Here is a 22,520-nt window from a genome sequence, read left to right as displayed (position 1 = left end):
CTCCGAATAGCGCGCACGGCCATTCAACCTCGCGCCGGGCAGTTGCCAGCGGGTGTGCCGAGAGGGCTCACAGCCCGAAGTTGAAGGCGATCGACACGCGAGGGCGCGCGCCTTTGAATGGCCTTACGCTGTGCAACAGCCAGGAGGGGAACATCACCAGCGTGCCGCTGCGGGCCGCTTCGGTGGTTGCACAGCCGGCGGCCACACATTCCTCGATGCGCATGCGCAATTCCGGCCGGTAGGCCGAGGCGACCAGCCCACGAGGGTCGAGGAATTCAAGATCGCCGCCTACGCTCGGATCTTCAGCGCGGCCGCCGTCGTCCACCCAGTACACCGCCGACCAGAAGGCACCAGCATGGCCATGCACGCCATTGCTGTCGCCGGCGCGGTTGATGTTGGCCCAGGCGTTGAAATGCCACTCGAAGGTGGCATGTACGAGCGTGTTGTCGGCAGTGTGCACAGCGGTGAGGCTGCGGGCCATGTCTTGAGCGAACCCCAGCAGATACGCGCCGGCTTCCCCCGACCAGCTCGCGAAATCGCCCTGCGATTGCCAGCCGCCCTGATTGCTGTGCTGCACCCCGCGTGAGCGCGCTTCCTCGGCAAAAATCGCGGCGCTCAGGCGTTCGTTCAGGGCCTGAGCGTCCGGCACCGGGCAGCTCACCAGAGGGGTAGGGAACAGCTTGCGGATTTTAAGAGTGCTTTCGTCGAAAGAATGCTGGGTCATTTCGGCCGCCATACCGCTGGGAAACATCAGGTCAGCTTTATTCTGGTGGCTGTAATGGGGTTACGCAACCTGGCGGCAGCCGGCTGAATTTGCGAACCCAACGGGCTTCGGCGCTGTCGTTAACCCATCGCGCCATCAATTTCGAGTGAGGAGCCGCCATGAGCAAGTCCGTACCTTTATTGACCTTGAACGACGACAAGATGATGCCTCAGTTGGGGCTGGGGGTTTGGAAAGCGACCGACGACCAGGCCCGCCAGGCTGTGCTGCATGCCTTCGAAGTGGGCTACCGCTCCATTGATACGGCGGCTATTTATGAGAATGAGCGCGGCGTGGGCCTAGGCCTGAAGGAAGCCGCGCTGCCGCGGGAATCCTACTTCGTCACCACCAAGGTGTGGAATGCCGACCAAGGCGCACAGCCTTCGCGCGATGCCGCCTTGCGCAGCCTGGAGCGGTTGGATCTGGAATATGTCGACCTTCTGTTGATTCACTGGCCGCTGCCCCAGGCGGATAGTTATCTGGAAACCTGGGAAACCTTGATCGCCCTGCGCGATGAAGGCCGGGCGCTGTCCATCGGCGTATCCAACTTCAACCCGGCCCACCTGGAGCGCCTGATCAGGGAGACCGGCGTCACTCCGGCGGTGAATCAGGTGGAAGCCCACCCGTATTTCCAGCGTGCCGACCTGCGCGAGGTGCACCGTTCGTTGAATATCCATACCGAAGCCTGGAGCCCGTTGGCTCAGGGCAAGGTAGCCCAGGACCCCGTGCTGCAAGCCCTTGCCGCCAAATATGGCAAGACCCCCGCCCAGATCACCCTGCGCTGGCACCTGGATAGCGGCAATATTGTGATTCCCAAATCGGTGACACCCGAGCGCATTCGAGAGAACTTCGACGTGCTCGAATTCGAGCTTACCGATGACGACCGCGCCCAGATCGCTTCATTGGACAGGGGCGAGCGGCTGGGTCCGGATCCGGAAACTTTCAACATGGGGGCCTGACGCACAACGGGAGCACCCGCCATGCCTCATCCACGCGAACCGGGCGAACCCTTCAAGCGGCTGTTCTTCGCGCTGGCGTGCACCCCTGAGCAACGCCAGGCGATTGCACGCTGGCGCAAGGAACTGCCGATCGGCAACGGCCGACGGGTGCCTGCGGATAATTTCCACCTCACGTTGCTGTTCCTAGGGGAAGTGCCGCTGCATCTGCTGCCCGCGATCCTAGCTGCGGCTAGTGCGGTGAAGCCACCGGGAGAGCCGCTGCGCGTGCCGCTGGATCGGCTCGATGCCTGGCGCCGCTCGGGTGTGCTGCTGCTGGCGCCCGAGCAACGGCCACGGGCACTGCTGCGGTTGGCCTACGACCTGCAGCAAGCCATGCAACCGTTGGGCTTGTTGCCTGAGCACAGCGATTACCGCCCCCACCTCACCCTTGCGCGGGATTACCGAACCGAGGTACCCGAAGCGCCCAGTGCGCCGGACTTTCTACTAAAGGCCACCCACTTCACGTTGTTCGAGTCCCGCAAGGGCTCCTATGTGCCGTTGCAAGAGTGGCCGCTGGTGGTTTAACCGGTCTCACGCCCACATTCAAAAATATTCGTTTGAATTCAATTGCTTGATAATTAAATCCATCGGGGTGTAAATCTTCGCCAATTAGTACTATCGTCCATGCTGTAACAATAAAAATACAAGGACGATACCTTCATGAACAAAGCGTTTCCTCTTGCCTGCGCCACCGCGTTAGCCCTGGCCGTTGCTTCGGCGCCTGCCTGGGCGAACCCTTCGCCTTACTCCACCATGGTAGTGTTCGGCGATAGCCTCAGCGATGCCGGGCAGTTCCCTGACCCGGGCGGGCCGCTGGGTTCTGCCACCCGCTTTACCAACCGCACCGGGCCCACCTATCAGAACGGCAGCGGTGAAGTGTATGGGCAGGTTTCGCCAACCCTGCTGGGCGACCGGCTGGGCCTGGGTTCCACTGAGCTGGGCGCCTCCACCTCGGTGGTGAACCAGGCGCTGGGGCTGGCCGATGGCAACAATTGGGCAGTAGGCGGCTACCGTACCGACCAGATCCTGGACTCCATCACGGGCCAGTCCACGGTCGAAACCGGCGGCATTGTGTTGCGACAGCGCCCCGGTTACCTGGCCAATGGCAACCGTGCCGACGCCAAGGCCCTGTATTACCTCACCGGGGGCGGCAATGACTTCCTGCAGGGGCAGGTGACCTCTGTGGCTACGGCCGCCGCCGCCGCCGGGCGCCTCGCTGCTAGTGCGCAGGCACTGCAGCAGGCCGGCGCGCGCTACATCATGGTATGGCTGCTGCCCGACCTGGGGCTTACCCCGTTCAACTACGGCACGGCAAACCAGTCCGGCGTTTCGGCACTGAGCAGCGTGTTCAACCAGGCACTGGTAGCGCAGTTGGCGCAGATCGACGCCGAGGTGATCCCGTTGAACGTCCCGCTGTTGCTGTCGGAAGTGGTCGCAGACCCGGCGCGCTACGGGCTTGCCACCGGCGAGAACCTGGTAGGTACCTGCTTCAACGGCAATGGCTGCACGGCTAACGCCAACTACGGGCTGGGCAGCGCCGCGCCAGATCCCTCCAAGCTGCTGTTCAACGACAGCGTGCACCCCACCACCACGGGCCAGAAGCTGATCGCCGACTATGCGTACTCACTTCTGTCCGCGCCGTGGGAGCTTACCCTGCTGCCGGAAATGGCCCATGCCGGCCTGCGAAGCCATCAGGACGCACTGCGCAACCAGTGGCAGCAGCCGTGGCAGCCCGTGGGTGGCTGGCAGGCACTGATCGATACCGGTGGCGAACAACTTACTTTCGATAACCAGCATGGCGGCGCGAAGGGTGATGGCAATGGCTATACGCTTACGGTAGGCGGCAGTTATCGCCTGAATACAGCATGGCGTGTGGGTGTAGCTGCAGGTTATTACCGGCAGCGAATGGAGGCCGGCGTGGCGGATTCCGACTATAGCCTGAACAGCTACCTGGGCACGGCGTTCGCCCAGTACCAGCAAGGGCGCCTGTGGGGTGACCTGGCCGCCACCGGTGGCTCGCTGGACTACGACAGCCTCAAGCGCACGTTCGACCTGGGTGTAGGGCAGCGTTCGGAGAAAGGCGACAGCCAGGGTGAGCTGTGGGCGGTAACCGGCCGGCTGGGGATCGAAGTAGCGCCAGCCGATAGCCCATGGCGGGTATCGCCGTTCGTAAGCGCAGACTACGCCAGCGTGAAAGTGGACGGTTATTCCGAGCGCACCGAGCGCGCCACTGCACTGGATATCGGCGACCAGCGCCGCGACTCCAAACGCCTTGGCCTTGGCCTGAAGGTGAGCCGAAGCCTGGGCGATGCCACCCAGCTATTCGCCGAAGCGGCCCATGAGCGGGAGTTCAACGATGACGCCCAGCAACTTGACCTCGCGCTGCGTAGCCTGCCCGCCAATGGCTTTACGCTGCAGGGCTACAGTGCCCAACGCAACCTAGATCGCGCCAGCTTCGGGCTGCGCCATCAACTGGCGCCGGGCCTGAGCGTGAGCGGCATGTACAACTGGCGCCGCACCGACGCCAGCCAGCAGCAAGGCCTCAACCTTGGCCTTACTTTAGCGTTTTAAGCGGCCGCTACGCGTCCCAAGCTGCAAGCCACAAGCTAAAAGGCCCATGGCTATAGCTTGCCGCTTGCCGCTTGCCGCTCAAAGCTTGAAGCGGGCAACCATGCGGCTGAAGGAGGTGGCCAGGCGGGAGAGGTCCTGGCTGGACGCATTGGTCTGGTTGGCACCGGCGGCGGTCTGGCTGGACAGGTCCTGGATGTTCACCAGGTTGCGGTCCACCTCGCGGGCCACTTGGGCCTGCTCTTCGGCCGCGCTGGCGATCACCAGGTTACGCTCGTTTATACCCGCCACCGCCACGGTGATACGTTCAAGGGCCTGGTCCGCGGCTTCGGCCAAGTGCTGAGTATTTTGCGCCAGCGACTGGCTGTTGCCCATGGCTCGCACCGCCTGGTCCGCCGTGGCTTGTACAGTGGCGATCATGGTTTCGATTTCGCCGGTGGAGGTTTGAGTGCGCGCCGCAAGCGCCCGTACTTCATCCGCCACTACGGCAAAGCCTCGTCCTTGCTCGCCAGCCCGTGCCGCTTCGATGGCCGCGTTCAAGGCCAGCAGGTTGGTTTGCTCGGCAATGCCACGAATCACGTCCACCACGTTGCCGATATTGCGCACCTGGTCGGCCAGGGTGTGCACGGTTTCGGTCGAACCATTGAGCTCCCGCGCCATGCCATTGATTGCGCCTACCGCTTGCTGCACCTGGCTACGGCCGGTTTCCGCTTCCTGGCTGGTGCTGCGCGAGGCTTCGGAGGTGGATACCGCATTGCGGGCCACTTCTTCCACCGCGCTGGTCATCTCCGTTACCGCCGTGGCGGCCTGTTGGATCTCGTCGTTCTGACGGGTCAGGCCACGGGTGCTTTCTTCGGTCACCGCGCTCAATTCTTCAGCCGCCGACGCCAGCTGGTCGGACGCCTTGGCGATCTCTTCGATAGTGTTTTTCAGGTTGGTCTGCATCGTACCCAATGAGGTCAGCAGCATGCCGGTTTCGTCGGTTCGGTCGGCCCGGATGGGCACAGTCAGGTCACCATCGGCCACACGGCGGGCGGTCGAGACGGCCAGGTTGATCGGCCTCACGATGACGCGCGTGATAAGCATGCCCAACCCGATGGCCATGATGAACGCGATCGCAATACCGGCGATCAGGAGGTAGGTCGCCTTCTTAGAGGTCGCTTCCGAAGCCGTGGCGGCTTCATCGATCTGACGCACATTGGAGTCGTTGATAGTGGTCACTTCGGCGAGTACGCGGCGGTAGCCTTCCAGTACCGGGCCGTTGAGCGCCTGACGTGCCATGTCCATGTCGCCTTTGTCGATCAGGCTCACCGCGCGATCCACGGCCGCTTGAAAGCTGGCCCAGTCGGTCTGCTGCAAGGCATCGCCTGCGGCGCGTTCGTCATCGGCCAGGGGCGTGGTCCGGTAATTCAAGAACGCCTTCCAGGCTTCGTCGCGGCTAGCGTTCATGCTGCCAAGCAGCTCGCGGCGAGCTTCGAGGGGGGCATTGGAGGCTGTCAAGGACAGGTAGCGGTACAGGTCGCGGTTCTGAGCGATAAGGTTGGTCCGTATTTTATTGGTACTGGTAATGGAAACGACGTTGTTACTAAACACACTGTTAAGGTTATCGCTGATCTGGCCAATGCCTCGGCCGCCGATGATGCCTACGATCAGCGTAAGCAGTGCGCACAGGATGAACGCGCTTAGCAGTTTAGTCGCCAACTTGGCGTTGTTGATAAAGCCCATGGTGGTTCAGCCCTTTTCCGTGCTTTAAATCGAACGCGCAGGCACCGCCTGCCGATGGCCATAAGCATCGGCGATACTTGAGCAAATTAAAGCGCAGCGGCCGTGCGCCCGACGTGCGGGCGACCGCGTGAAGGCTTTAGCGGCGGCGAGGGCGCGACACCACCGACTCGATATTCTTGCGACCGATCAGCGGCGTAGGGGGAGCTTCGGCCGGGGCGGGGGCCAACCATTTGAACATCACCAGGCAATCCACCAGGCCCTTGCGAGCATGGCGGTAAGCCTTCGGCAACCTGCCGACCACCTCGAAGCCCAGCTTCTGCCACAAGGCTACGGCCACCTCGTTGGTGGCTACTACCGAGTTGAATTGCATGGCAAGAAAGCCGCTGTCGCGGGCCTGGGTTTGCGAATGATCGCACATCAACCGCGCCACGCCACGCCCACGCGCGGCTTCGGTGACCATGTAGCCGCAATTGCACACATGGTTGCCGGGGCCGGCAGCGTTGGCCTTGAGGTAATAGCTGCCTAGCAGCACGCCATCCTCTTCAGCCACGAAGGTGTGCAGCGGCAGGTCGAGCCACAGCGCCCGGGCCTGAGCTTCGGTCAGGTTGGGATCGTACGCGTAGGTTTCCTGGGCGCTGACCACGGCCTGGAAGGTAGGCCAGAAGCGAGGGAAATCTTCTGGCTGCATGGGGCGGATCGAAATCATGATGTTTCCTGAAAGCTGAGGCAGTGCGCGACGGGGCACTGCCTCACAAGGTTATTGCACTACCCGATAGCAGGGCACGTAGGCGTCTCCACCAGGGAGCTTCATCCGGTGCTGCGCCACGAAGGCACGCAACAGTTTATCCAGGGGTTGCATGATCGCAGGGTCCCCGTGGATCTCATACGGGCCGTGGGCTTCGATCAGGCGGATGCCGTGCTCTTTCACGTTGCCCGCCACGATCCCCGAGAATGCCCGGCGCAGGTTTGCCGCCAGTTGGTGTGGAGGGATGTCGCGGTTTAGCTGCAGCGCGGCCATGTTTTCGTGGGTGGGGTCGAACGGGCGCTGAAAGCCTTCTTCGATGCGCAGCAGCCAATTGAAGTGGAAGGCATCGGCGCGCTCGCGGCGGAACAGCTTCACGTCCTTGAGGCCTTGGGCCATTTGCCGGGCCACCTCGGCCGGGTCATCGATGATGATGGTGTACAGCGCCTGCGCGGCCGGCCCCAGGGTAGCCCCGATGAACGCATGCAGCTGCTCGAAGTAGTTGGCGGCGCTGCGTGGGCCGGTGAGCAGCAAGGGGAAGGGCAGGTCGCGGTTTTCCGGGTGCATGAGAATGCCGAGCAGGTACAGCAGCTCTTCGGCGGTGCCCGCGCCGCCCGGGAACACGATGATGCCGTGGCCGACACGCACGAACGCTTCGAGGCGCTTTTCGATGTCCGGCAGGATCACCAGCTCGTTCACGATGGGGTTCGGCGCCTCGGCGGCAATGATCCCTGGCTCGGTCAAGCCCAAGTAGCGGCCCCCGGTAAGCCGTTGCTTGGCGTGGGCAATGGTGGCGCCTTTCATCGGGCCCTTCATCACACCCGGGCCGCAGCCGGTACACACGTCAAGCTTGCGCAGGCCCAGCTCATGGCCCACCTTCTTGGTGTATTTGTACTCATCGCTATTGATGGAGTGGCCACCCCAGCACACCACCATTTTCGGCTCTACCCCGGCGCGCAAGGTGCGGGCATTGCGGAGCAGGTGGAACACGTAGTCGGTGATGCCCACGGAGTTGCTCAGGTCGATCCGTTGGCTGTCCAGCTCACTCTTGGTGTACACAATGTCGCGCAGGGCGCTGAACAGCATCTCCCGGGTACTGGCGATCATTTCGCCGTCCACGAAGGCGTCGGCCGGTGCGTTGAGCAGTTCCAGGCGAACGCCGCGATCCTGCTGGTGAATGCGTACCTCGAAATCCTTGTAGGCATCGAGGATGGTCTTGGCGTTATCCACATGGGCGCCAGTGTTGAGAATGGCCAGGGCGCATTGGCGGAAAAGCGTGTAGATGCTCCCTGAGCCCGCTTCGCTCAGTTGCTGCACTTCGCGTTGCGAGAGGGTTTCCAGGCTGCCCTTTGGGCTGATCGAAGCGTTGATTACGGCTCGTGCGGTCATACTCGGTTCCCTTTGAGCGAGCCCCGGGCCGTATGGCTGGCCGGGCCTCGGCAGTTGCACTGGAGTCATTGAACCGAGCCTTGCGGTGGAAAGCAAACTCTCGCTGCATGTAGGTGCCTGTCACCATGCTATTAAAGCGCCATTGAGCAGGATCTTTCCGCCAGGGGCTGGCGTGCAGTCACCGCACAGCCTATCGTCGGCGCAGGCGCTTTCAGCCATGGGCTGGCCACGCGCGGGAGAAGTACATGCGCACACTGTTATTCGGCGGTTGCCTGATGGTTTCACTGTTGCTTCCCGCAGCGGCATGGCCCGCGCCGCTGCGGCTGGTAGGCGATCTGTGGCCACCCTATGTGGATGCTTCGCTGCCCGGCAGCGGGGTAGCTACCAGCGTGGTCACGGCGGCGCTGACCCGTGCGGGCTATCCCTGTGAGTTTCAGCAGGTACCCTGGGCGCGCGCGGTGCAAGGCCTCGGAGATGGGCGTTACGACGTACTGGTCACGGTATGGTACAACGACGACCGCACCCGCATCGGCGAGCATTCCGAAGGATACCTGGCCAACCGCATTCTGTTCTGGCGCCAACGGGGGGCTGCGGTCGACTTCGATGGAGACCTCGACGGCCTGGCTGAGTATCCTATCGCCGTTGCGAGGGGCTACGCCTACAGCCCGGCCTTCACCCGCAACAGCAACCTGCTGAAGATACCCGTGAAGAACTTCGCCATGGCGACGGAAATGCTCGCCGCCGGGCGGGTAGCCCTGGCGGTGGAAGACGAGCGCGTGGGCCGTTATGTGCTGGAACGGCAACCCGCTCCCATTCAAAGCCAGGTGGAGCCGCTGCCCACGCCGTTGGCCGAAGCCGACCTGCGTATTCTGGTAAGCCTCAAAACACCAGACCACGGCAAGATCATCAAGGGCTTCAATCGGGCCATTGCCGAAATGCGCGCCGATGGCAGCCTCAAGGCACTCACGGCGCAGAAGGGCGCGGGGCAGGGCGCAACGGTGCAGTAGCCGTTTGCGACGTGACCCCAGCACGGGGTACTTGCTGCGTCATCACGGCGTCCGTGTGCAAAGCCTGCCAAGGAATGGGTGCTCGAGGGTCACGCCAGGGCTATCCGAGGAACGTCTCTGCAGTGACGCCGAAGCGATTTGCCAATGCCTTGACTTGCCTGACGCTCAGCTTTCGTTTGCCGGAGAGCAGCTGCGACACAGTCGACTGATTGCCCAACTCTGGCAGGTCGCGCTGGGTCAACTCATGCTCTTCCATGAACGAACGTAGTACATCAATGCCAGACGCGCATGGCATAGGCCGTACTTGGTGATCGTAGGCTTCTATAAGGGTCGCCATGAGGCTGACCATGCCATCCAGGGGATGGTCATTGTCGTAGCCGGTAATTTCCTGGAGCTTGTCCAGAGCATTCACCAGGGCGTCGTACTCCGCCTCGCTGCGCGGCGGGCTGAGCAAAGGAGCGACGAATACCCAATGCTCTGTTGCGTGTCTGTCTCGCAATTGGGGCCTGTCATTTGATTGTTGACCGGTTTGCAAGCTAATGCTTGATTCGAGGAATTGCAAAAGCGGATTGTAACACCTGGCCCTTCTAGTTTTTGCAGGCACCATACGTACCGAACACCACCTTCACGCAGTGGTCCAAATCCTTGCCAGGCGAGCCAACCTGCAGTTTCTCGCACTACACCCTTGGCTGGCCGGCACCCAACCGGCGGGGATTCCCGCCTCGGCATGGTTCGAAGGAACGTGAGCAGCATGGATAAACCTGGCAAGGCACGGAAGGTCGTTGTAGTCGGGACGTCTGCGGGGGGCGTGGATGCGCTGCAGCAGTTTTTCGAGGTCATCGACCCTGATACGCAGGCCGCCTTTCTGGTGGTGATGCATATACCTCCCCAAGCCCGGAGCAACCTTGACCGCATCCTTTCCCGGGCCACCCGGCTGCCGGTGATCGCGGCCTATGAGGATCAGGCGCTGAAACCTGGCACGGTGTACGTGGCCACGCCCGACCGCCATCTCATGCTCGACGCGCAGGGGGTGCGGGTGACCCGCGGGCCGCGGGAGTGCAGGGCTCGGCCGGCCATCGACGTGTTGTTCAGGTCCGCCGCCGTCGCTTATGGGCACAACGCTATCGGAGTAGTGCTCACCGGAGCCCTGGACGATGGCACCGCCGGGCTGTGGGCGATCAAGGACCGCAACGGTTTTGCACTGGTGCAGGACCCTGCCGAAGCCATGCACAGTTCCATGCCGCAGAGTGCCATCGATCACGTGAAGGTGGACTTCGTTGCCCCGGTTCGCTTGTTGGCGGAGCGGATAGGCGAGTTGGTCAGCGAACGAGCGCTCACTCAGGCGCTTGTACCGGACGCCGTGAATGAGCATTTGGTGATCGAAAACCGGATCAGCATGAGTGGCAAGGGCCTTGAAGAAGGGGTGTTCGGGCTTGGCAAAGTGTCCAGGTACACCTGCCCCGAATGCCATGGCGCACTGGTGGAAATCAAAGAAGGGCGGATCATCCGCTTCCGTTGCCACACGGGCCATGCCTACTCCTTGAAAACCCTTATCGGCGCGATCAATGAAAGCGTGGATGAAGGCCTTTGGGATGTGCTGCGAGCCTTGGAAGAACGCATCCTGCTGCTACGGCAGATGGCGGAGCTTGCCAGCGAGGCGGGGCACACCGCCGACGCAGCCTATTGCCTGGAGCAGGCGGACCGTGCGCACGCAAGGCTCGAGCCTTTGCGCGAAGTGGTGCTGGACCTAGACATCTTTGGCTCTCCAGCCACTGGCTGAGTTACCAGCTTACCCCTATCGGGAGTGAAGGGCGCAGGCTCGGCCGTGGCTTGCTTGCTTGCTTGCTTGCTTGCTTGCTTGCTTGCGCGGCCGCCTGCCGTCGGCCAGAGGCGAACCGGCGCTCTGAAAACCAAGCGCAACGGCTTACAATCCCCCTCTTTTTTGTCGACTTCAGGCCCGCCCGTGTTTATCGCGCTCGACCCCCCAACCATGCTCACCATCACGATCGCCCTCGCGGCCGCCGCCGCGTTGTACCTGGCGATGGAATGGCGCAGCGTGCGTCAGCCCTCGCTACTGTTCTGGAGCAGCGGGTTTGCCACTATTGCTGTGGGGTCCACGCTTGCCCTGCTGCGCGGCAGCGGCTTGTTACTGGTAGGCATCTGGTTCGCCAACGGCTTGCTGGTGGTTGCGCATTGGCTGTTTTTGCTGGGGGTGGCACGCTTCACCCAGACGCGGCTATCACGGGCCTGGTATTTGATGTTCGTGGGCTGGGCAGGGCTGTTGTTGCTACCCGAAGACCCTTCGTGGTCCAAACTGATGCTCGCCGCCAACTCCCTGCTGGTGGCCGTGCTGATGTTCAGGGCTGGCCTGCTGCTGCGCCCGCATGGGAAATCCCTCACGGTGGGCGCGGTGCAGTTGCGATATGTGCTGTTGGCCCACGGCACGTTTTATTTCGCCAAGGCGCTGAGCGCGGGTATCCCCGGCACCGTGATCGACCTTACGGCGTTCCGAGGCGAGATCATTCAGATCTCCCTGGTGGAGGGTGCGATGGCGATCATGTTGATTGCGCTGTCGATGACCGGTACGGAGCGCTATCGGCGCGAAACCCGCATCGCCCGCCTGGCCGCGCGGGATCCGCTCACCGGCTTGTATAACCGCCGTGCGCTGGATGTTCAGGCACCCCGTTTGCTGAGCACCGCCAGCGCTGCAAGGCCGGGCGCCGCGCTACTGATCGACATCGACAACTTCAAACCGGTGAACGACCTGTACGGCCACAGTGCGGGCGACCGCCTGCTGGTGTCGTTGAGTGAAATGATCCGCGCAGTATTGCCCGAGGGTGCACTGGCGGCCCGGCTGGGCGGGGACGAGTTCATCATGCTGCTGGGCGGGGCGTCACAGGCACAGGTGCTGTCGCTGGGCGAGCAATTGCGCGAGCGGTTCCAACAGTTTGCCGCCCAGGCATTCCCTACCGCCGAGGCGGTTACCCTCAGCATCGGCGCCAGCCTGTTCGTGCGGCCACCTGCAAGCCTGGCGGCACTCATCGAACAAGGCGACGCCGCGCTTTATGAATCCAAGCGAGGCGGGCGTGACAGTTTACGGCTGGCCGACCCGGCGCCCGAGGGGCAGGCGCCGGTGGCCTGAGGCGCTTCAGCCTGGGCCCATCAGGTGGGCCAAGGCGAAGCGGGGCGGGAGGGTCAGTACTTCCAGCTGACCGAAGCGGTCACGTTACGAGGTGCCGCGTAGTTGCTGGCGGTCCCGCTGTAGAGGGAGGTAAGGTACTTGCGGTCGCTGATGTTGTTCAAGTTCAGCGCGGTGCTCCAGTTTTCGTCAATGTCATACCCAGCCATCAGGTCGACCACGGCGTAGGCATTCTGGCGAATCACGCTGGTGGTGTCGTTCTGGATGCCGCTCTGCCAGCTCACGCGGGTACCCACGGTCGCTTTCGGCATGAAGGGCAGGCGGTAGGTGGCCAGGCCGTGGAAGCTGTGAGTCGGTATGAACCTGCGCGCCTTGTCGCCGTTGTCGTCGTCAATGCGTACATAGGTGTAGCCAGCGAGCAGGTCCAGGCCTGGGTAGACCTCGCCGGACGCTTCCAGCTCGATGCCGTGGCTTTTGTAGTCCACTGCTTCGTAGAGGTACTGAGAACCATCGAATACGTACGCGCCCGCGACGTTACTTTGCTTGGTTTTGAAGACAGCGGCAGTAAGGTCCAGGCGATTGTCCATCAGGCGGCCCTTGATACCCGCTTCAAGGCTTTTGCCTTCCAGCGGGTCGAGCGGCCTCTTGTCCAGGCCGACCGTGTTGTACTGCGGGTTGAAGATCTCGGTCCAGCTTGCGTAAAGCGCCCACTGCTTGCTCAGGTCGTATACAAGGCCGGTGTACGGGGTAACCTTGCCATGTTCGCGCATGGAGTGGTCTGAACCGTAGCTGAGGCCTGAACCGTCTGCGCTGATCATTCGTGCACCGGCGATCCAGTGCAGGTCATCGGCCAGGCTGAAGCGCGCACCCGCGAACAGGCTCTTTTGGCGATCTTCGAAGTTCTGCGTATTGGTAGCGCTGGTGTACACGAAGTCAGGTTTCGCCGCCGTGCCCGCCAACAGACCGGCGAACGACGTGTGGTAGTACCCGAATTGGTCAACATCCGCGCGGGCCGGGTCGTACTCGCGGGCTTTCTGATGGGTGCGGCCATAGCTCGCGCCAATCGTCAGCTCGTGCTCGCGGCCGAACAGGCTGAACGGCCCCGACGCCTTCGCCTCGCCAATTATCTGGTGGGATTTGCCCGAGGTATCCGCCGCGTACACGTAAGCATCGTCGCCGGTCACGCTGGAGACGTAGAACATGTTCGTGTCCTGGTACTCGGTAACTCCGGTCGCCGTCACGGTCGCATTCCAGCCGTTGTCGAACTCATGCTTGAGCTCGGCGAAGGCGCGCTGGGTATGGATGTTCCAGTAGGTCCACGATTGGCCCACGCTTGAGCTGCGGCCGCTGTAGTGAATGGCGTTGCCAGAAGAATCCGTAAGCGGCAGGTTGCCCCAGGTGCTGCCGTTCGAATCGCTGTTGTGCTGGGTAAAGCCTACGGTCAGCGTGTCGGCGTCGGACAGGTCAAAGGCCAGCAAGCCGGCGGTGACGTTCTTTTCATGGCTGTAGCGGTCCAGCCAGGAGTTGCCCTTGTCGTGGGCATAGATAAAGCGCCCACGTACGTTGCCGGTAGGGGTGAGCGGGCCGGACACGTCTACGTCTACCCGGCGGTTGTCCCACGAGCCCACGCTGGTGTTGATCTGCGCCTGAAAGGTTTCGGTGGGGCGCTTGCGCACGTAGTTCACCGTGGCCGAAGGGTTGCCCGTGCCGCTCATCAAACCGTTGGCGCCGTGCAGAATGTCGATCTGCTCGAACTCGGCCATGTCCAGGTCGCCGTTCTGGATCGACTGGGTAAAGGGCATGCCCATGCCATCGAACTCAAAGGTGCCAATCTCGAAGCCGCGGGACGTGAACTCGGTTCGGTCGGTTTCGCTTTGCTCCACGGTGACGGAGGGCGCTGCGCGGATGGCGTCCTTCACGCTGTTCATCTTGAAGTCGTCCATCTGCTTGCGCGTGATGGTGGTGATGGCTTGCGGTGTTTCCTGCTTGGTGAGGCCAAGCTTGGTGGTGCTTGAAGACGGCTGGCCCTGATAGCCCTGAGGTTCCCCTTCGCTGGCCGCGACCGTGTCCTCGATTTGCGTGGTTGGCAAGGTGACCACATCGGCGGCGTGGGCAAGCGGCAGCGCGCTGCACGCACTGACTAACAGCAAGGTGGCGGGGAGACGAGGTTTCAAGGTCGCGGTTCCTGGAGGTGAATGGAAGCGCACGATTCTGAATGAAAACGCAAATGAGAACTAGACGCAGCGGTAACAAACCGTCGACATTTTTTTCACATCGGCACGCTTAACAGGCGAGGGGCTGCACCTGCACCGCACATGCAGCCCCCAAACCGCATCACTTGCTGCGGAAAACCACTGCCAGCCCCAGCAGGATAAGCACCATTCCCGCCAGGCTCATGGCCGCAAGCGTGTTGCCTAGCACCAGGTAATCCAGCACTACGGTAACCACCGGAACCAGATAGAACAGGCTAGTGACGTTCACCAGGTTGCCACCCTGGATCATGCGGTAGAGCAGCAGTTGCGCCCCTACCGAAATCACCAACCCCAACCACATCACCGGCACGATAAAGCCGATGTCCAGGCTGACCGCTACGGGCTGGAAGGGGCTGAACCCCAGGCACAGCAGCAGGCTGACCACGTACTGCAGCGGCATCACCTCGGCAGGGTGCTGGCTGACACGCCTTTGCAGGATCGCCCCGGTGGTCATGAAGCCCAGCGCCAGTAGCGCGAAAACGCACCCCAGCACAGACACATGCGCCGCCATCACGCTGTCGTACACCACCAATACCAGCCCGGTGAGCGCCACCAGCAGCCCTGCCAGCCTTGCCGGTGACGCGCGACGCTCAAGCAGTAATAACGTGAGAATGGGCTGTATACCGAGCAGGGTAGCGATCACCCCGGGGGTGATGCCGTAGGCCATGGCCTTGAAGTAACAGATGGAATACCCGCCGATGAGCATGAAGCCGGTGGCCGCTACCGAGATTCGGGTGCCCGAGGCGGACAACCAACGCCCGCGAACACCGCCTATCAACAACAACGCGAACAAGGCCAGGCTGAAGCGCACGATCAGCAGCCCGAAAGGCGAACCGTGGTCCAACCCCCAACGGGTAAAGATTGCGGCGCTGCCCCACAGCAGTACGAAAGAACCCATGGCCCCATAAGTGGCGAGGGTAGAGCGGGAAATACTCATGAAGTGAATCACCTGTGTTCAGAACAGACAGGCTCCAGCACCCCATGCAGGGGCAGCGTTTCGAAGGCTCTGAGGCTGGAGCTGTGACAGTCGGCCGGTCAGGCCAGCGCAACCCGCCGTGGCGGAGCAGGAGATACGCAGGCGACCGCTGCTACAACACAAGTGGCAACCACACAGCTGCCCGGCTGCCGGGAGGCGGCGGGCTTCGCGAAAGGCGCGATGTGGGTGGTTGAGAACATGGAAGGGTTACCACAGTTAAGTGAGCCGAACATAACAGAGCCAGTCAGCGGCTGTAAATATACCCAAGCGCACAACGTGCAGCCGGAGGGTGCCCGTCACGCTGTGCAACTTGCTGCTAGGCTGCAAAAGCCATGCACCTCATTGCCCATCCGGCATGCATGCCCTGAGATTGTCTGATCCTCGCGCTGCGCACAGCCGTTACTGCCTTCCTTTCGCTGTTTCTCGCTCGAGATCCGGTTCGTTCATCCGCACAGGTTCATCCTCGGCTGCCCGGGGCTTACCGTTATTCAAAGGAGATCATCATGCAAATCAGCCACACACTCAGTGAAAAGGTAGCCCTGGTGCAGGGCGGCTCCCGGGGTATCGGGGAAGCGATCGTTCGACGCCTGGCGGAGCAGGGTGCAAGCGTGGCCTTTACCTACGTGAACTCGGCGGAGAAAGCCCAGGCGCTGGCGGCCAGCATCAACGACGAGGGCGGCAACGCTCTGGCCATCCGTGCCGATGCCGCCCGGGAAGAGGAGGTACGCGCTGCTGTGGAAAAGACAGTGGCCAGCTTTGGCCGCCTCGACATCCTGGTCAACAATTCGGGCGTGCTGGTGTTGGGGTCTGTCGAAGACATCAGCCTGGAAGACTTCGATCGCACCCTGGCGGTGAATGTGCGCAGCGTGTTCGTGGCCAGCCAGGCGGCCGCCCGCCATATGAAGGAAGGCGGGCGCATCATCAACATCGGTAGTGTGAACGCAGACCGCATGCCCTTTCCCGGCGGAAGTGTGTATGCCATGAGCAAGTCGGCGCTGGTGGGGCTGGTGAAGGGGATGGCCAGAGACCTGGGCCCCCGCGGGATTACCGTGAACAACGTGCAGCCGGGCCCCATCGACACCGACATGAACCCGGCGAATGGCGACTTCGCCGAAGGCATGCTGGCGCTCATGGCGCTGGACCGCTATGGCCGCGCCGAAGAAGTGGCCGCGCTGGTAGCGCACGTTGCCGGGCCGGAAGGGGGCTATATCACCGGTGCCCACTTGACCATTGACGGCGGCTTCGGCGCCTGATCATCGGGGGCCCTGGTCGTCGATGTGTCGTGACATCAGCCAGTGCTGCTTGCCCCACGCCTGGAACGGCTCCAGCGTTACCCAGCCGCGTTTGGCGTAATACGCCTGGCGGTCATGGGTATAAAGGTAGAGCGTACGCGCGCCGGTTGCCTTCGCGTGACGGCAGATCTCCTCGATCAGCGCCCCCGCCAGCCCACGTTCACGGGCGGCGGGGTGGATGTATACGCACGCCAGCCAAGGGCCCAGATCCGCACGGCCCGGAAGGTCATCGGCCGCAAGGCATGCCCCACCCAACAGCCGCTCGCCTTCAAGCGCGATGAGGCACTTCCAGGCGCCGTTGTGCTGGCCCTCAGCGAACTCCTGTTGCCATGCCGCCAGAGGCAGGGGCTCGAATTCATAAGTGAACTGCTCGTACAGCCACTGCGCCATCGTGTGGCAGTGCTCCATATGGTCTTCGAGCCAGGCCAAGGTGTGCATGGTGAGTTCCTTGAATGCTTTAGGCATGAAGATGAACAGATTGCGCCGGCTATCGTAGGAGCAAGCGAAGCCGCAGGCGGAGCTCGCGAAGGGGACGCTGCGCCTGAACTATACCGGCCGCTGAACCAGCAACAGCCGCGCCGCCAGCCCTGCCATTACCGATGCAAAGGCATAGTTGCCCAGCCGGGAGCCCCGTTGCCTGCCGAGCGCGCTGCCAATCTTCGCCGCATACACACCGAGCGCGATGTGGAAAGCGAGCGCGATGGTCGCCAAAAGCCATGGCTGGTCACGAAGGCCATGTTGGGCCCGGGGACGATCAACAAAAGCAGGCTTGCAAGGACGAAAAGGTAAAGGTTGGCGGCATCCAGCATTGTATTTCTTCCTTGGGCGCAGTTGGCCTTCGACACTACCTCGCAAGGGGCATGGGAAACAGGGACAGTAACGCCTAATGCCATAGCTACAGTTAACCAGGCGGATGTGCACTCACGCACATCAGAGGGCGGTTGCAAGCCAAAGTACGTGCGGTGCTAATCCCGGATCGAACCCCTCCGCTTGCGCCGGGTCTGCCGTCTATCAATTGCATAGAGCCAGGTACCATGTCCCCGCAACATACACTTGTCCTGTTGGCCCGCAGCGGCTATGCCGCCCGGGGCGTTATCTATCTGATCATGGGCATCTTCGCCTTGCTGGCCGCGCGTGATTCGGCCAGGCCGAAAGACAGCCACGGCACGCTGATGGCCGTGCTCACCCACCCGCTTGGCGATGTGCTGGTGGGGTTGGTTGTAATCGGTTTGCTCGCCTTCGCCGGCTGGCGGGTGGTGCAAGCGGTTCGCGATGTGGACCACCATGGCACGGGGCTCAAGGGCGTGACCATTCGGGCAGGTTTGCTGGCCGGGGGTATGGTCAACGGTGCGCTGGCCCTGTTTGCGTTGGGGTTGTTGGTCGGTAAATCGAAAAGCTCCGGCGGGGGCGATCAAACCCGCGACCTGCTTGCCCATCTGCTCTCGTGGGAATACTCGAACCTGTTGGTTTATCTCATCGCGCTGGTGCCGCTGGGCGTAGGCATCGCACACATCATCAAGGGCTGGAAGGCTTCGTTCGAGAAGTACTTCGATGCACATGAGGCAATGGAGTACGTGCGCCCGGTTTCCCGGTTCGGCCTGATCGCGCGCGGCGTGGTGTTCATCGAGATCTCACTGTTGCTGCTGGTAAGCGGTTCGAGCTACCAGGCCATGGACCCGCCAGGGATGAAAGAGGCCCTCGCGGCCTTGCAAAACCTGCCAGCCGGCGGCGTGCTGCTAATGCTCATGGCTTTGGGGTTGATCGCGTTTTCCGTGTACAGCTTCGCCGAGGCGGTGTGGCGAAAGATCAATATGGACGTGCCGGGTGTTTCATGACTTCAGCGCAAAATTCATTTGGCAATTCGCGCCTTTTTAGCCAAAAACCTAACGCACATACTGGCTCCATCATTCATTACACGGGAGTCAGCCCTTGAATATCTTCATTACCGGCGCTGCAGGGTTTATCGGCGGTTCCATCGCAACAGGCCTTGCCCAGCGCGGCCATCAGGTCACCGGGCTGGTACGCAGCGCGGAGCAAGCCGAGGAGCTGAAAGCCCTCGGGATCGTTCCAGTGATCGGCACCCTGGAGGACAGCGCCTTGCTCACCGAGCAGGCCCGTGCAGCCGACGGCGTTATCAATGCCGCAAGTAGCGACCATCGCGGCGCGGTAGAGGCATTGATCGAAGGGCTGAAGGGTTCCAACAAACCCTTCCTGCACACCAGCGGCTCCAGCATCGTGGGCGATGCCTCCGGCGGCAAAGGCGGCGGGCACATCTATTACGAGGGCCAACTGCCGGAAGCGACGCCTGACAAGGCAGCGCGCGTGGCCATCGACGATCTGGTGATTGCTTCGGCCAAAGAGGGCGTACGTTCGGCGGTGAACTGCAACACGTTGATTTACGGCCATAGCCTAGGTGTGAAGCGGGACAGCGTGCAGCTACCGCGGCTGCTCAAGCAGGCCCGCAAAAGCGGCGTGGTACGCCACGTGGGGCCGGGTGAAAACGTGTGGTCCAACGTGTTCATCGAAGATGTGGTCGAACTGTACGCGCTGGCACTGGAGAAGAACCCGGCGGGTACGTTCTACTTCGCCGAAAGCGGCGAGGCGTCGTTCGTCGACATGACCAATGCGATGGCCGAAGCCCTAGGGTTGGGTAAATCGCAAGACTGGCCCCTGGCTGACGCCGAAGCGGAATGGGGCTATGAAATGGCCAATTATGGCCTGGGCTCCAATAGCCGGGTGCGCGGCAAGAATGCTCGCGAATTGCTGGGCTGGGCGCCCAAGCGTACGTCGGTGATCGAGTGGATTCGCAACGACATGGTGTAAGGCGTTAACCCCGCGGCACTGCTGAGCGCGTGATGTGCTCGAGCAGCGCCGCTACCGCCGAGTACGGCGACAGCTCGGCTGTGTCCAGCGTGAAAGGCGCCTCTAGCCATGGCTCATACTCATGTTGCAGAACAGATAGCCAACTGGGCGGAACCAGCCCTGGTACATCTGCGTGGCGGGTTTCAACCCTGCGTCGATGTTCGGCCTTGTCGGAACACACGACCTGAACGTTTAGCAGACTGACAGTGGCCTTCGTTGCGACAACGGCCCAGGCGTGCCGGCTCTCGGCCACCGGATTCACACAATCAACCACCACACTGTTGCCTATCTGCAGGTTGCCAAGCGCGACGTCGTTGGCCACTTGATAGCCGCTTGAGCCAACGTCCCCAGCCAGCACACCCGCGTTTCGAAGTGCCTGTTCGATGGTGTCGATGCGCAGGTATACCGAGCCTGTTTGTTGAGCAATGGCTTTGGCGATAGTGGTCTTGCCAGTGCCAGGGAGGCCGCTGAAAACGATGAGAGACGGTGTGTCCATGGCCAGAAAGGGGCTCGTTCGAAGAGGAAAGGTTCGGAAAGGCGAGCCCTTGCCCCGTCCGTATTCACAGAAATATCAGGCTCCGAAACGCCAGGCCCGGCAACATCATGCCGGCCCCGGCGTGCTGATTATATGCCGGCCCTGTTCAAGCGACATGCTCAGCTACAGGCGTGCCCAGCAATGCTACCGACGTGTCAGTGGTCGGCGCGCTGAAAATCACATCCGCGGCCGCCAGGTCGGCATGGTTACCGGTCAGGGACACTTCAAAGCGGTGGCCGTTGGCGGTGGCATCCAGGCTTTTAAGGTAGGTACGGCTGCCATCGCCGCTTAACTGCACCTTTAACGTGCCGTCGTGGCCGTCGCCCAGGCCAATGAAGCCCAGCGTGGAAACGTCCAGCCTGTCGGTGCCGGATGCAAAGTCTGTAATCAGGTCGCTGAAAACGGTGGCGTCGGTACGATAACTGTCGTCCACATTGGCAAACCGGAACACGTCATCACCGCTGCCGCCGGTAAGGTTGTCGCGGCCGGCTCCGCCCGCCAGCACATCATCGCCGAAACCGCCGTTCAGCGTGTCATTACCCTTCAGCCCATTCAGTACCTCGGTGGCTGCGGTACCAGTCAGCGTGTTGGCGCTGGCCGTGCCGTTGAGGGTAAGGGCGGAAAACAGCACATTGCTTGTGGTCAGCAAACCTTCATACAGCCCGTTCAAGGTAAGTTCGAAGCGGTTGCCATCGGCGTCGGCGTCATAGCTTTTGAGGTAGGTACGCTCGCTGTTTTCGTTCTCCACCACCGCCAAGGTGCCGCCGCGGCCATTACCAAACCCGGTGAAACCAAGGGCCGCCAGGTCGATACGGTCTTGGTTGGCGTTGAAGTCCAGGATCAAGTCGCTGTGGGAGCGGTAGCTGTCGCTGATATCGGCGTAGCGGATCACGTCGGCGCCGCTTCCGGTACTGATGCTGTCGGCGCCAGCGCCGCCGTCGATGAGGTCCTTGCCTGCGTTGCCGGTGATATTGTCTCGAACGTCACTGCCAATGATCACGTCGTTGCCGTTGGTACCGATCACGGTTTCGAAGCCATTGAGGAGGGTACCGAAGCCGCGGTCCAGGCTGCCGTCCGCGTTCAGCCTCACCACCCCGTAGTCACCATCGGTGCCGCCGCCCAGCAGGATCTTGCCGTCACTTTGCACCGCAACGGAACGCACGCTGTCGTCCTCCAGGCCCACCGCGAACGCGGCCTTGCCGTCACTGCTGAAGGTGGTGTCGAGGCTGCCGTTGGCGTTCAGGCGAACAACACTGAAGTCGCGGTTGAAGTCACCGGTGTCGCTGGAGCCGGCCAGCAGCAGCTTGCCGTCTGGCTGCACGGTGACGGTGTAAGCCCAGTCGATGCCCGAGCCCACGCTATAGCTCACGTGGCCGTTGCTGCCGAAGGTGGTGTCCAGGCTACCGTCGGTGTTGTAGCGGTACAGCCCGAACTTGTCGTTGTCCATGCCTGGCACGAGGATCTTGCCGTCGGCTTGCACGTTCATGGGGAAGTCAAAGGAACCGGTGGTTGTGGTGGGGCCGGTAAACTCGAGCACGCCGGTGCCATGGAAGGTGGTATCGGGTGTGCCATCGGCATTGAGCCGGGCCACGGTGTAGGTGCCGCCGTCGCGCCCGGAAATCAGTATCTTGCCGTCGCTGAGCACAGTGGTGCCGGTGTCGGTGTAGCTCACTTCGCCGCTTACCTGGGCCGCGCCGTTGCTGCCGAACGACGTGTCCAGGGTGCCGTCGTTGTTGTAGCGGGTCACTTCAAGGCCCAGGTCCATGCCGTCTGCGGTCACATGCGTGACGAGGAGCTTGCCGTTGTTCTGCACGGCCATGCTGTACTCGTCACCCAGCATGATCTGCTCGGCAATCACCTGCTTGCCGCCGTCGCCAAAGGTAGTGTCCAGGGTGCCGTTGGGGTTCAGCCGGGTAACCGCGTATTGATAGAACTCACCGAAGTTATGGGTGAAGCCTGCGACCCATATCTTGCCGTCCGCCTGTACCGCGACGGTTCGGCCGGGGTCGTTTTCGTTGGCGATGTCTATCTGGGTGTTGCCAGTGGCGGAGCGGATCACCCGCACGCCGTCGGAGCTTGTGGTAGTCATGTCATACAGTCCTTTGCCCGAATTGGGGGCCGCGTCGACCGCCGGAAGGCACTGCATTGGTGTTGCGGTGCATCCAAAGTAGCTTGAATTGGCCGAACCGCCAGCGAAGCGGCGCAACGCAGCAGGCGGCGGGGCTTTGGGGCAATGGTCGGGCGTACGGCCGTTTATCCGCTAGCTGGGCAAGGC

Annotated in this window: 19 protein-coding genes and 3 pseudogenes; 9 read left to right on the top strand and 13 right to left on the bottom strand. The window is 62.1% G+C overall.

Translation table 11 applies throughout. The annotated features are described in order from the left end of the window. Window positions 1-67: 67 nt before the first annotated feature. Window positions 68-724, bottom strand: coding sequence for a TIGR02466 family protein (locus LG385_RS14070; RefSeq protein WP_225774811.1), 657 nt, complete (start codon window positions 722-724; stop codon window positions 68-70). Between the two features lie 158 nt (window positions 725-882). Between LG385_RS14070 and LG385_RS14065 the strand changes: the two genes are divergently transcribed. From LG385_RS14065 to estP, 3 genes are all read left to right on the top strand, one after another. Beyond that, window positions 883-1,719, top strand: coding sequence for an aldo/keto reductase (locus tag LG385_RS14065; RefSeq protein ID WP_225774810.1), 837 nt, complete (start codon window positions 883-885; stop codon window positions 1,717-1,719). Window positions 1,720-1,740: 21 nt separating this feature from the next. Next, complete coding sequence (gene thpR / locus LG385_RS14060) at window positions 1,741-2,283, top strand: RNA 2',3'-cyclic phosphodiesterase (protein ID WP_225774809.1); 543 nt, start codon at window positions 1,741-1,743, stop codon at window positions 2,281-2,283. Between the two features lie 135 nt (window positions 2,284-2,418). After that, a complete protein-coding gene (estP, locus tag LG385_RS14055) occupies window positions 2,419-4,329 on the top strand; it encodes an esterase EstP (RefSeq protein ID WP_225774808.1) in 1,911 nt (636 codons plus the stop codon). A gap of 78 nt (window positions 4,330-4,407) precedes the next feature. On the opposite strand, the pseudogene LG385_RS25770 reads toward estP, so the two are convergent. From LG385_RS25770 to ppnN, 4 genes and pseudogenes are all read right to left on the bottom strand, one after another. Next, window positions 4,408-5,007 (bottom strand): annotated as a pseudogene (locus tag LG385_RS25770) (methyl-accepting chemotaxis protein); the annotation flags it as partial. A gap of 258 nt (window positions 5,008-5,265) precedes the next feature. Then, window positions 5,266-6,051: pseudogene (locus tag LG385_RS25765) on the bottom strand (MCP four helix bundle domain-containing protein); the annotation flags it as partial. Window positions 6,052-6,187: 136 nt separating this feature from the next. Beyond that, the gene (locus LG385_RS14045; protein WP_225774806.1) at window positions 6,188-6,757 is read right to left on the bottom strand and encodes a GNAT family N-acetyltransferase; all 570 of its coding nucleotides are present in this window, start codon (window positions 6,755-6,757) and stop codon (window positions 6,188-6,190) included. 51 nt (window positions 6,758-6,808) lie between these two features. Further along, entirely contained in the window at window positions 6,809-8,182 is a 1,374-nt protein-coding gene (gene ppnN / locus LG385_RS14040) for a nucleotide 5'-monophosphate nucleosidase PpnN (protein WP_181114648.1), read from the bottom strand. A 245-nt stretch (window positions 8,183-8,427) separates the two neighbouring features. Here ppnN and LG385_RS14035 point away from each other — a divergent pair, with 245 nt between their 5' ends. Beyond that, complete coding sequence (locus LG385_RS14035) at window positions 8,428-9,189, top strand: substrate-binding periplasmic protein (protein ID WP_225774805.1); 762 nt, start codon at window positions 8,428-8,430, stop codon at window positions 9,187-9,189. 100 nt (window positions 9,190-9,289) lie between these two features. Here the strand turns inward: LG385_RS14035 and LG385_RS14030 are convergent, their stop codons facing one another. Continuing rightward, a complete protein-coding gene (locus tag LG385_RS14030; RefSeq protein WP_225774804.1) occupies window positions 9,290-9,688 on the bottom strand; it encodes a helix-turn-helix domain-containing protein in 399 nt (132 codons plus the stop codon). A gap of 252 nt (window positions 9,689-9,940) precedes the next feature. Between LG385_RS14030 and LG385_RS14025 the strand changes: the two genes are divergently transcribed. Both LG385_RS14025 and LG385_RS14020 read left to right on the top strand, forming a co-directional pair. Further along, window positions 9,941-10,969, top strand: a complete 1,029-nt coding sequence (locus LG385_RS14025; RefSeq protein WP_225774803.1) for a chemotaxis protein CheB — start codon at window positions 9,941-9,943, stop codon at window positions 10,967-10,969. Window positions 10,970-11,158: 189 nt separating this feature from the next. After that, window positions 11,159-12,331, top strand: a complete 1,173-nt coding sequence (locus tag LG385_RS14020) for a GGDEF domain-containing protein (protein ID WP_225776243.1) — start codon at window positions 11,159-11,161, stop codon at window positions 12,329-12,331. Window positions 12,332-12,384: 53 nt separating this feature from the next. Here the strand turns inward: LG385_RS14020 and LG385_RS14015 are convergent, their stop codons facing one another. Together LG385_RS14015 and LG385_RS14010 are read right to left on the bottom strand one after the other, a co-directional pair. After that, window positions 12,385-14,502, bottom strand: coding sequence for a TonB-dependent siderophore receptor (locus tag LG385_RS14015; protein WP_225774802.1), 2,118 nt, complete (start codon window positions 14,500-14,502; stop codon window positions 12,385-12,387). Window positions 14,503-14,662: 160 nt separating this feature from the next. After that, window positions 14,663-15,517, bottom strand: coding sequence for a DMT family transporter (locus LG385_RS14010; RefSeq protein WP_225774801.1), 855 nt, complete (start codon window positions 15,515-15,517; stop codon window positions 14,663-14,665). Between the two features lie 542 nt (window positions 15,518-16,059). On the opposite strand from LG385_RS14010, the gene LG385_RS14005 reads away from it, so the two are divergent. Continuing rightward, entirely contained in the window at window positions 16,060-16,809 is a 750-nt protein-coding gene (locus tag LG385_RS14005) for a 3-oxoacyl-ACP reductase family protein (protein WP_181114640.1), read from the top strand. Here LG385_RS14005 and LG385_RS14000 read toward each other — a convergent pair whose 3' ends face one another. The 3 genes and pseudogenes from LG385_RS14000 to LG385_RS13990 all read right to left on the bottom strand — a co-directional run. Further along, complete coding sequence (locus LG385_RS14000) at window positions 16,810-17,286, bottom strand: GNAT family N-acetyltransferase (RefSeq protein WP_225774800.1); 477 nt, start codon at window positions 17,284-17,286, stop codon at window positions 16,810-16,812. A gap of 108 nt (window positions 17,287-17,394) precedes the next feature. Next, complete coding sequence (locus LG385_RS13995) at window positions 17,395-17,559, bottom strand: hypothetical protein (RefSeq protein ID WP_225776310.1); 165 nt, start codon at window positions 17,557-17,559, stop codon at window positions 17,395-17,397. A gap of 1 nt (window position 17,560) precedes the next feature. Next, window positions 17,561-17,657: pseudogene (locus tag LG385_RS13990) on the bottom strand (LysE family translocator); the annotation flags it as partial. A gap of 225 nt (window positions 17,658-17,882) precedes the next feature. Here LG385_RS13990 and LG385_RS13985 point away from each other — a divergent pair. Both LG385_RS13985 and LG385_RS13980 read left to right on the top strand, forming a co-directional pair. After that, entirely contained in the window at window positions 17,883-18,683 is an 801-nt protein-coding gene (locus LG385_RS13985; RefSeq protein ID WP_225774799.1) for a DUF1206 domain-containing protein, read from the top strand. 94 nt (window positions 18,684-18,777) lie between these two features. Further along, a complete protein-coding gene (locus LG385_RS13980; RefSeq protein ID WP_225774798.1) occupies window positions 18,778-19,671 on the top strand; it encodes an NAD-dependent epimerase/dehydratase family protein in 894 nt (297 codons plus the stop codon). 4 nt (window positions 19,672-19,675) lie between these two features. Here the strand turns inward: LG385_RS13980 and LG385_RS13975 are convergent, their stop codons facing one another. Together LG385_RS13975 and LG385_RS13970 are read right to left on the bottom strand one after the other, a co-directional pair. Beyond that, window positions 19,676-20,206: an AAA family ATPase gene (locus tag LG385_RS13975; protein ID WP_225774797.1), complete on the bottom strand. Its 531-nt coding sequence runs from the start codon at window positions 20,204-20,206 to the stop codon at window positions 19,676-19,678. A 145-nt stretch (window positions 20,207-20,351) separates the two neighbouring features. Continuing rightward, on the bottom strand, window positions 20,352-22,334 hold the full coding sequence (locus LG385_RS13970; protein ID WP_225774796.1) for a M10 family metallopeptidase C-terminal domain-containing protein: 1,983 nt from the start codon (window positions 22,332-22,334) through the stop codon (window positions 20,352-20,354). Between the last annotated feature and the right edge of the window lie 186 nt (window positions 22,335-22,520).

The sequence above is a fragment of the Pseudomonas sp. Marseille-Q5115 genome (genome assembly GCF_916618905.1).
Lineage (GTDB): Bacteria > Pseudomonadota > Gammaproteobacteria > Pseudomonadales > Pseudomonadaceae > Aquipseudomonas > Aquipseudomonas japonica_A.
The sequence above is the reverse complement of the archived record's forward strand: the minus strand, read 5'-3'. Positions and strand labels throughout refer to the sequence as shown.

Excerpts from the sequence above, each read along its gene's own strand:
- LG385_RS14070 (WP_225774811.1), bottom strand. The coding sequence starts at position 724 with ATGACCCAGCATTCTTTCGACGAAAGCACTCTTAAAATCCGCAAGCTG.
- LG385_RS14065 (WP_225774810.1), top strand. The coding sequence starts at position 883 with ATGAGCAAGTCCGTACCTTTATTGACCTTGAACGACGACAAGATGATG.
- thpR (WP_225774809.1), top strand. The coding sequence starts at position 1,741 with ATGCCTCATCCACGCGAACCGGGCGAACCCTTCAAGCGGCTGTTCTTC.
- estP (WP_225774808.1), top strand. The coding sequence starts at position 2,419 with ATGAACAAAGCGTTTCCTCTTGCCTGCGCCACCGCGTTAGCCCTGGCC.
- LG385_RS14045 (WP_225774806.1), bottom strand. The coding sequence starts at position 6,757 with ATGATTTCGATCCGCCCCATGCAGCCAGAAGATTTCCCTCGCTTCTGG.
- ppnN (WP_181114648.1), bottom strand. The coding sequence starts at position 8,182 with ATGACCGCACGAGCCGTAATCAACGCTTCGATCAGCCCAAAGGGCAGC.
- LG385_RS14035 (WP_225774805.1), top strand. The coding sequence starts at position 8,428 with ATGCGCACACTGTTATTCGGCGGTTGCCTGATGGTTTCACTGTTGCTT.
- LG385_RS14025 (WP_225774803.1), top strand. The coding sequence starts at position 9,941 with ATGGATAAACCTGGCAAGGCACGGAAGGTCGTTGTAGTCGGGACGTCT.
- LG385_RS14010 (WP_225774801.1), bottom strand. The coding sequence starts at position 15,517 with ATGAGTATTTCCCGCTCTACCCTCGCCACTTATGGGGCCATGGGTTCT.
- LG385_RS14005 (WP_181114640.1), top strand. The coding sequence starts at position 16,060 with ATGCAAATCAGCCACACACTCAGTGAAAAGGTAGCCCTGGTGCAGGGC.
- LG385_RS14000 (WP_225774800.1), bottom strand. The coding sequence starts at position 17,286 with ATGCACACCTTGGCCTGGCTCGAAGACCATATGGAGCACTGCCACACG.
- LG385_RS13985 (WP_225774799.1), top strand. The coding sequence starts at position 17,883 with ATGTCCCCGCAACATACACTTGTCCTGTTGGCCCGCAGCGGCTATGCC.
- LG385_RS13975 (WP_225774797.1), bottom strand. The coding sequence starts at position 20,206 with ATGGACACACCGTCTCTCATCGTTTTCAGCGGCCTCCCTGGCACTGGC.
- LG385_RS13970 (WP_225774796.1), bottom strand. The coding sequence starts at position 22,334 with ATGACTACCACAAGCTCCGACGGCGTGCGGGTGATCCGCTCCGCCACT.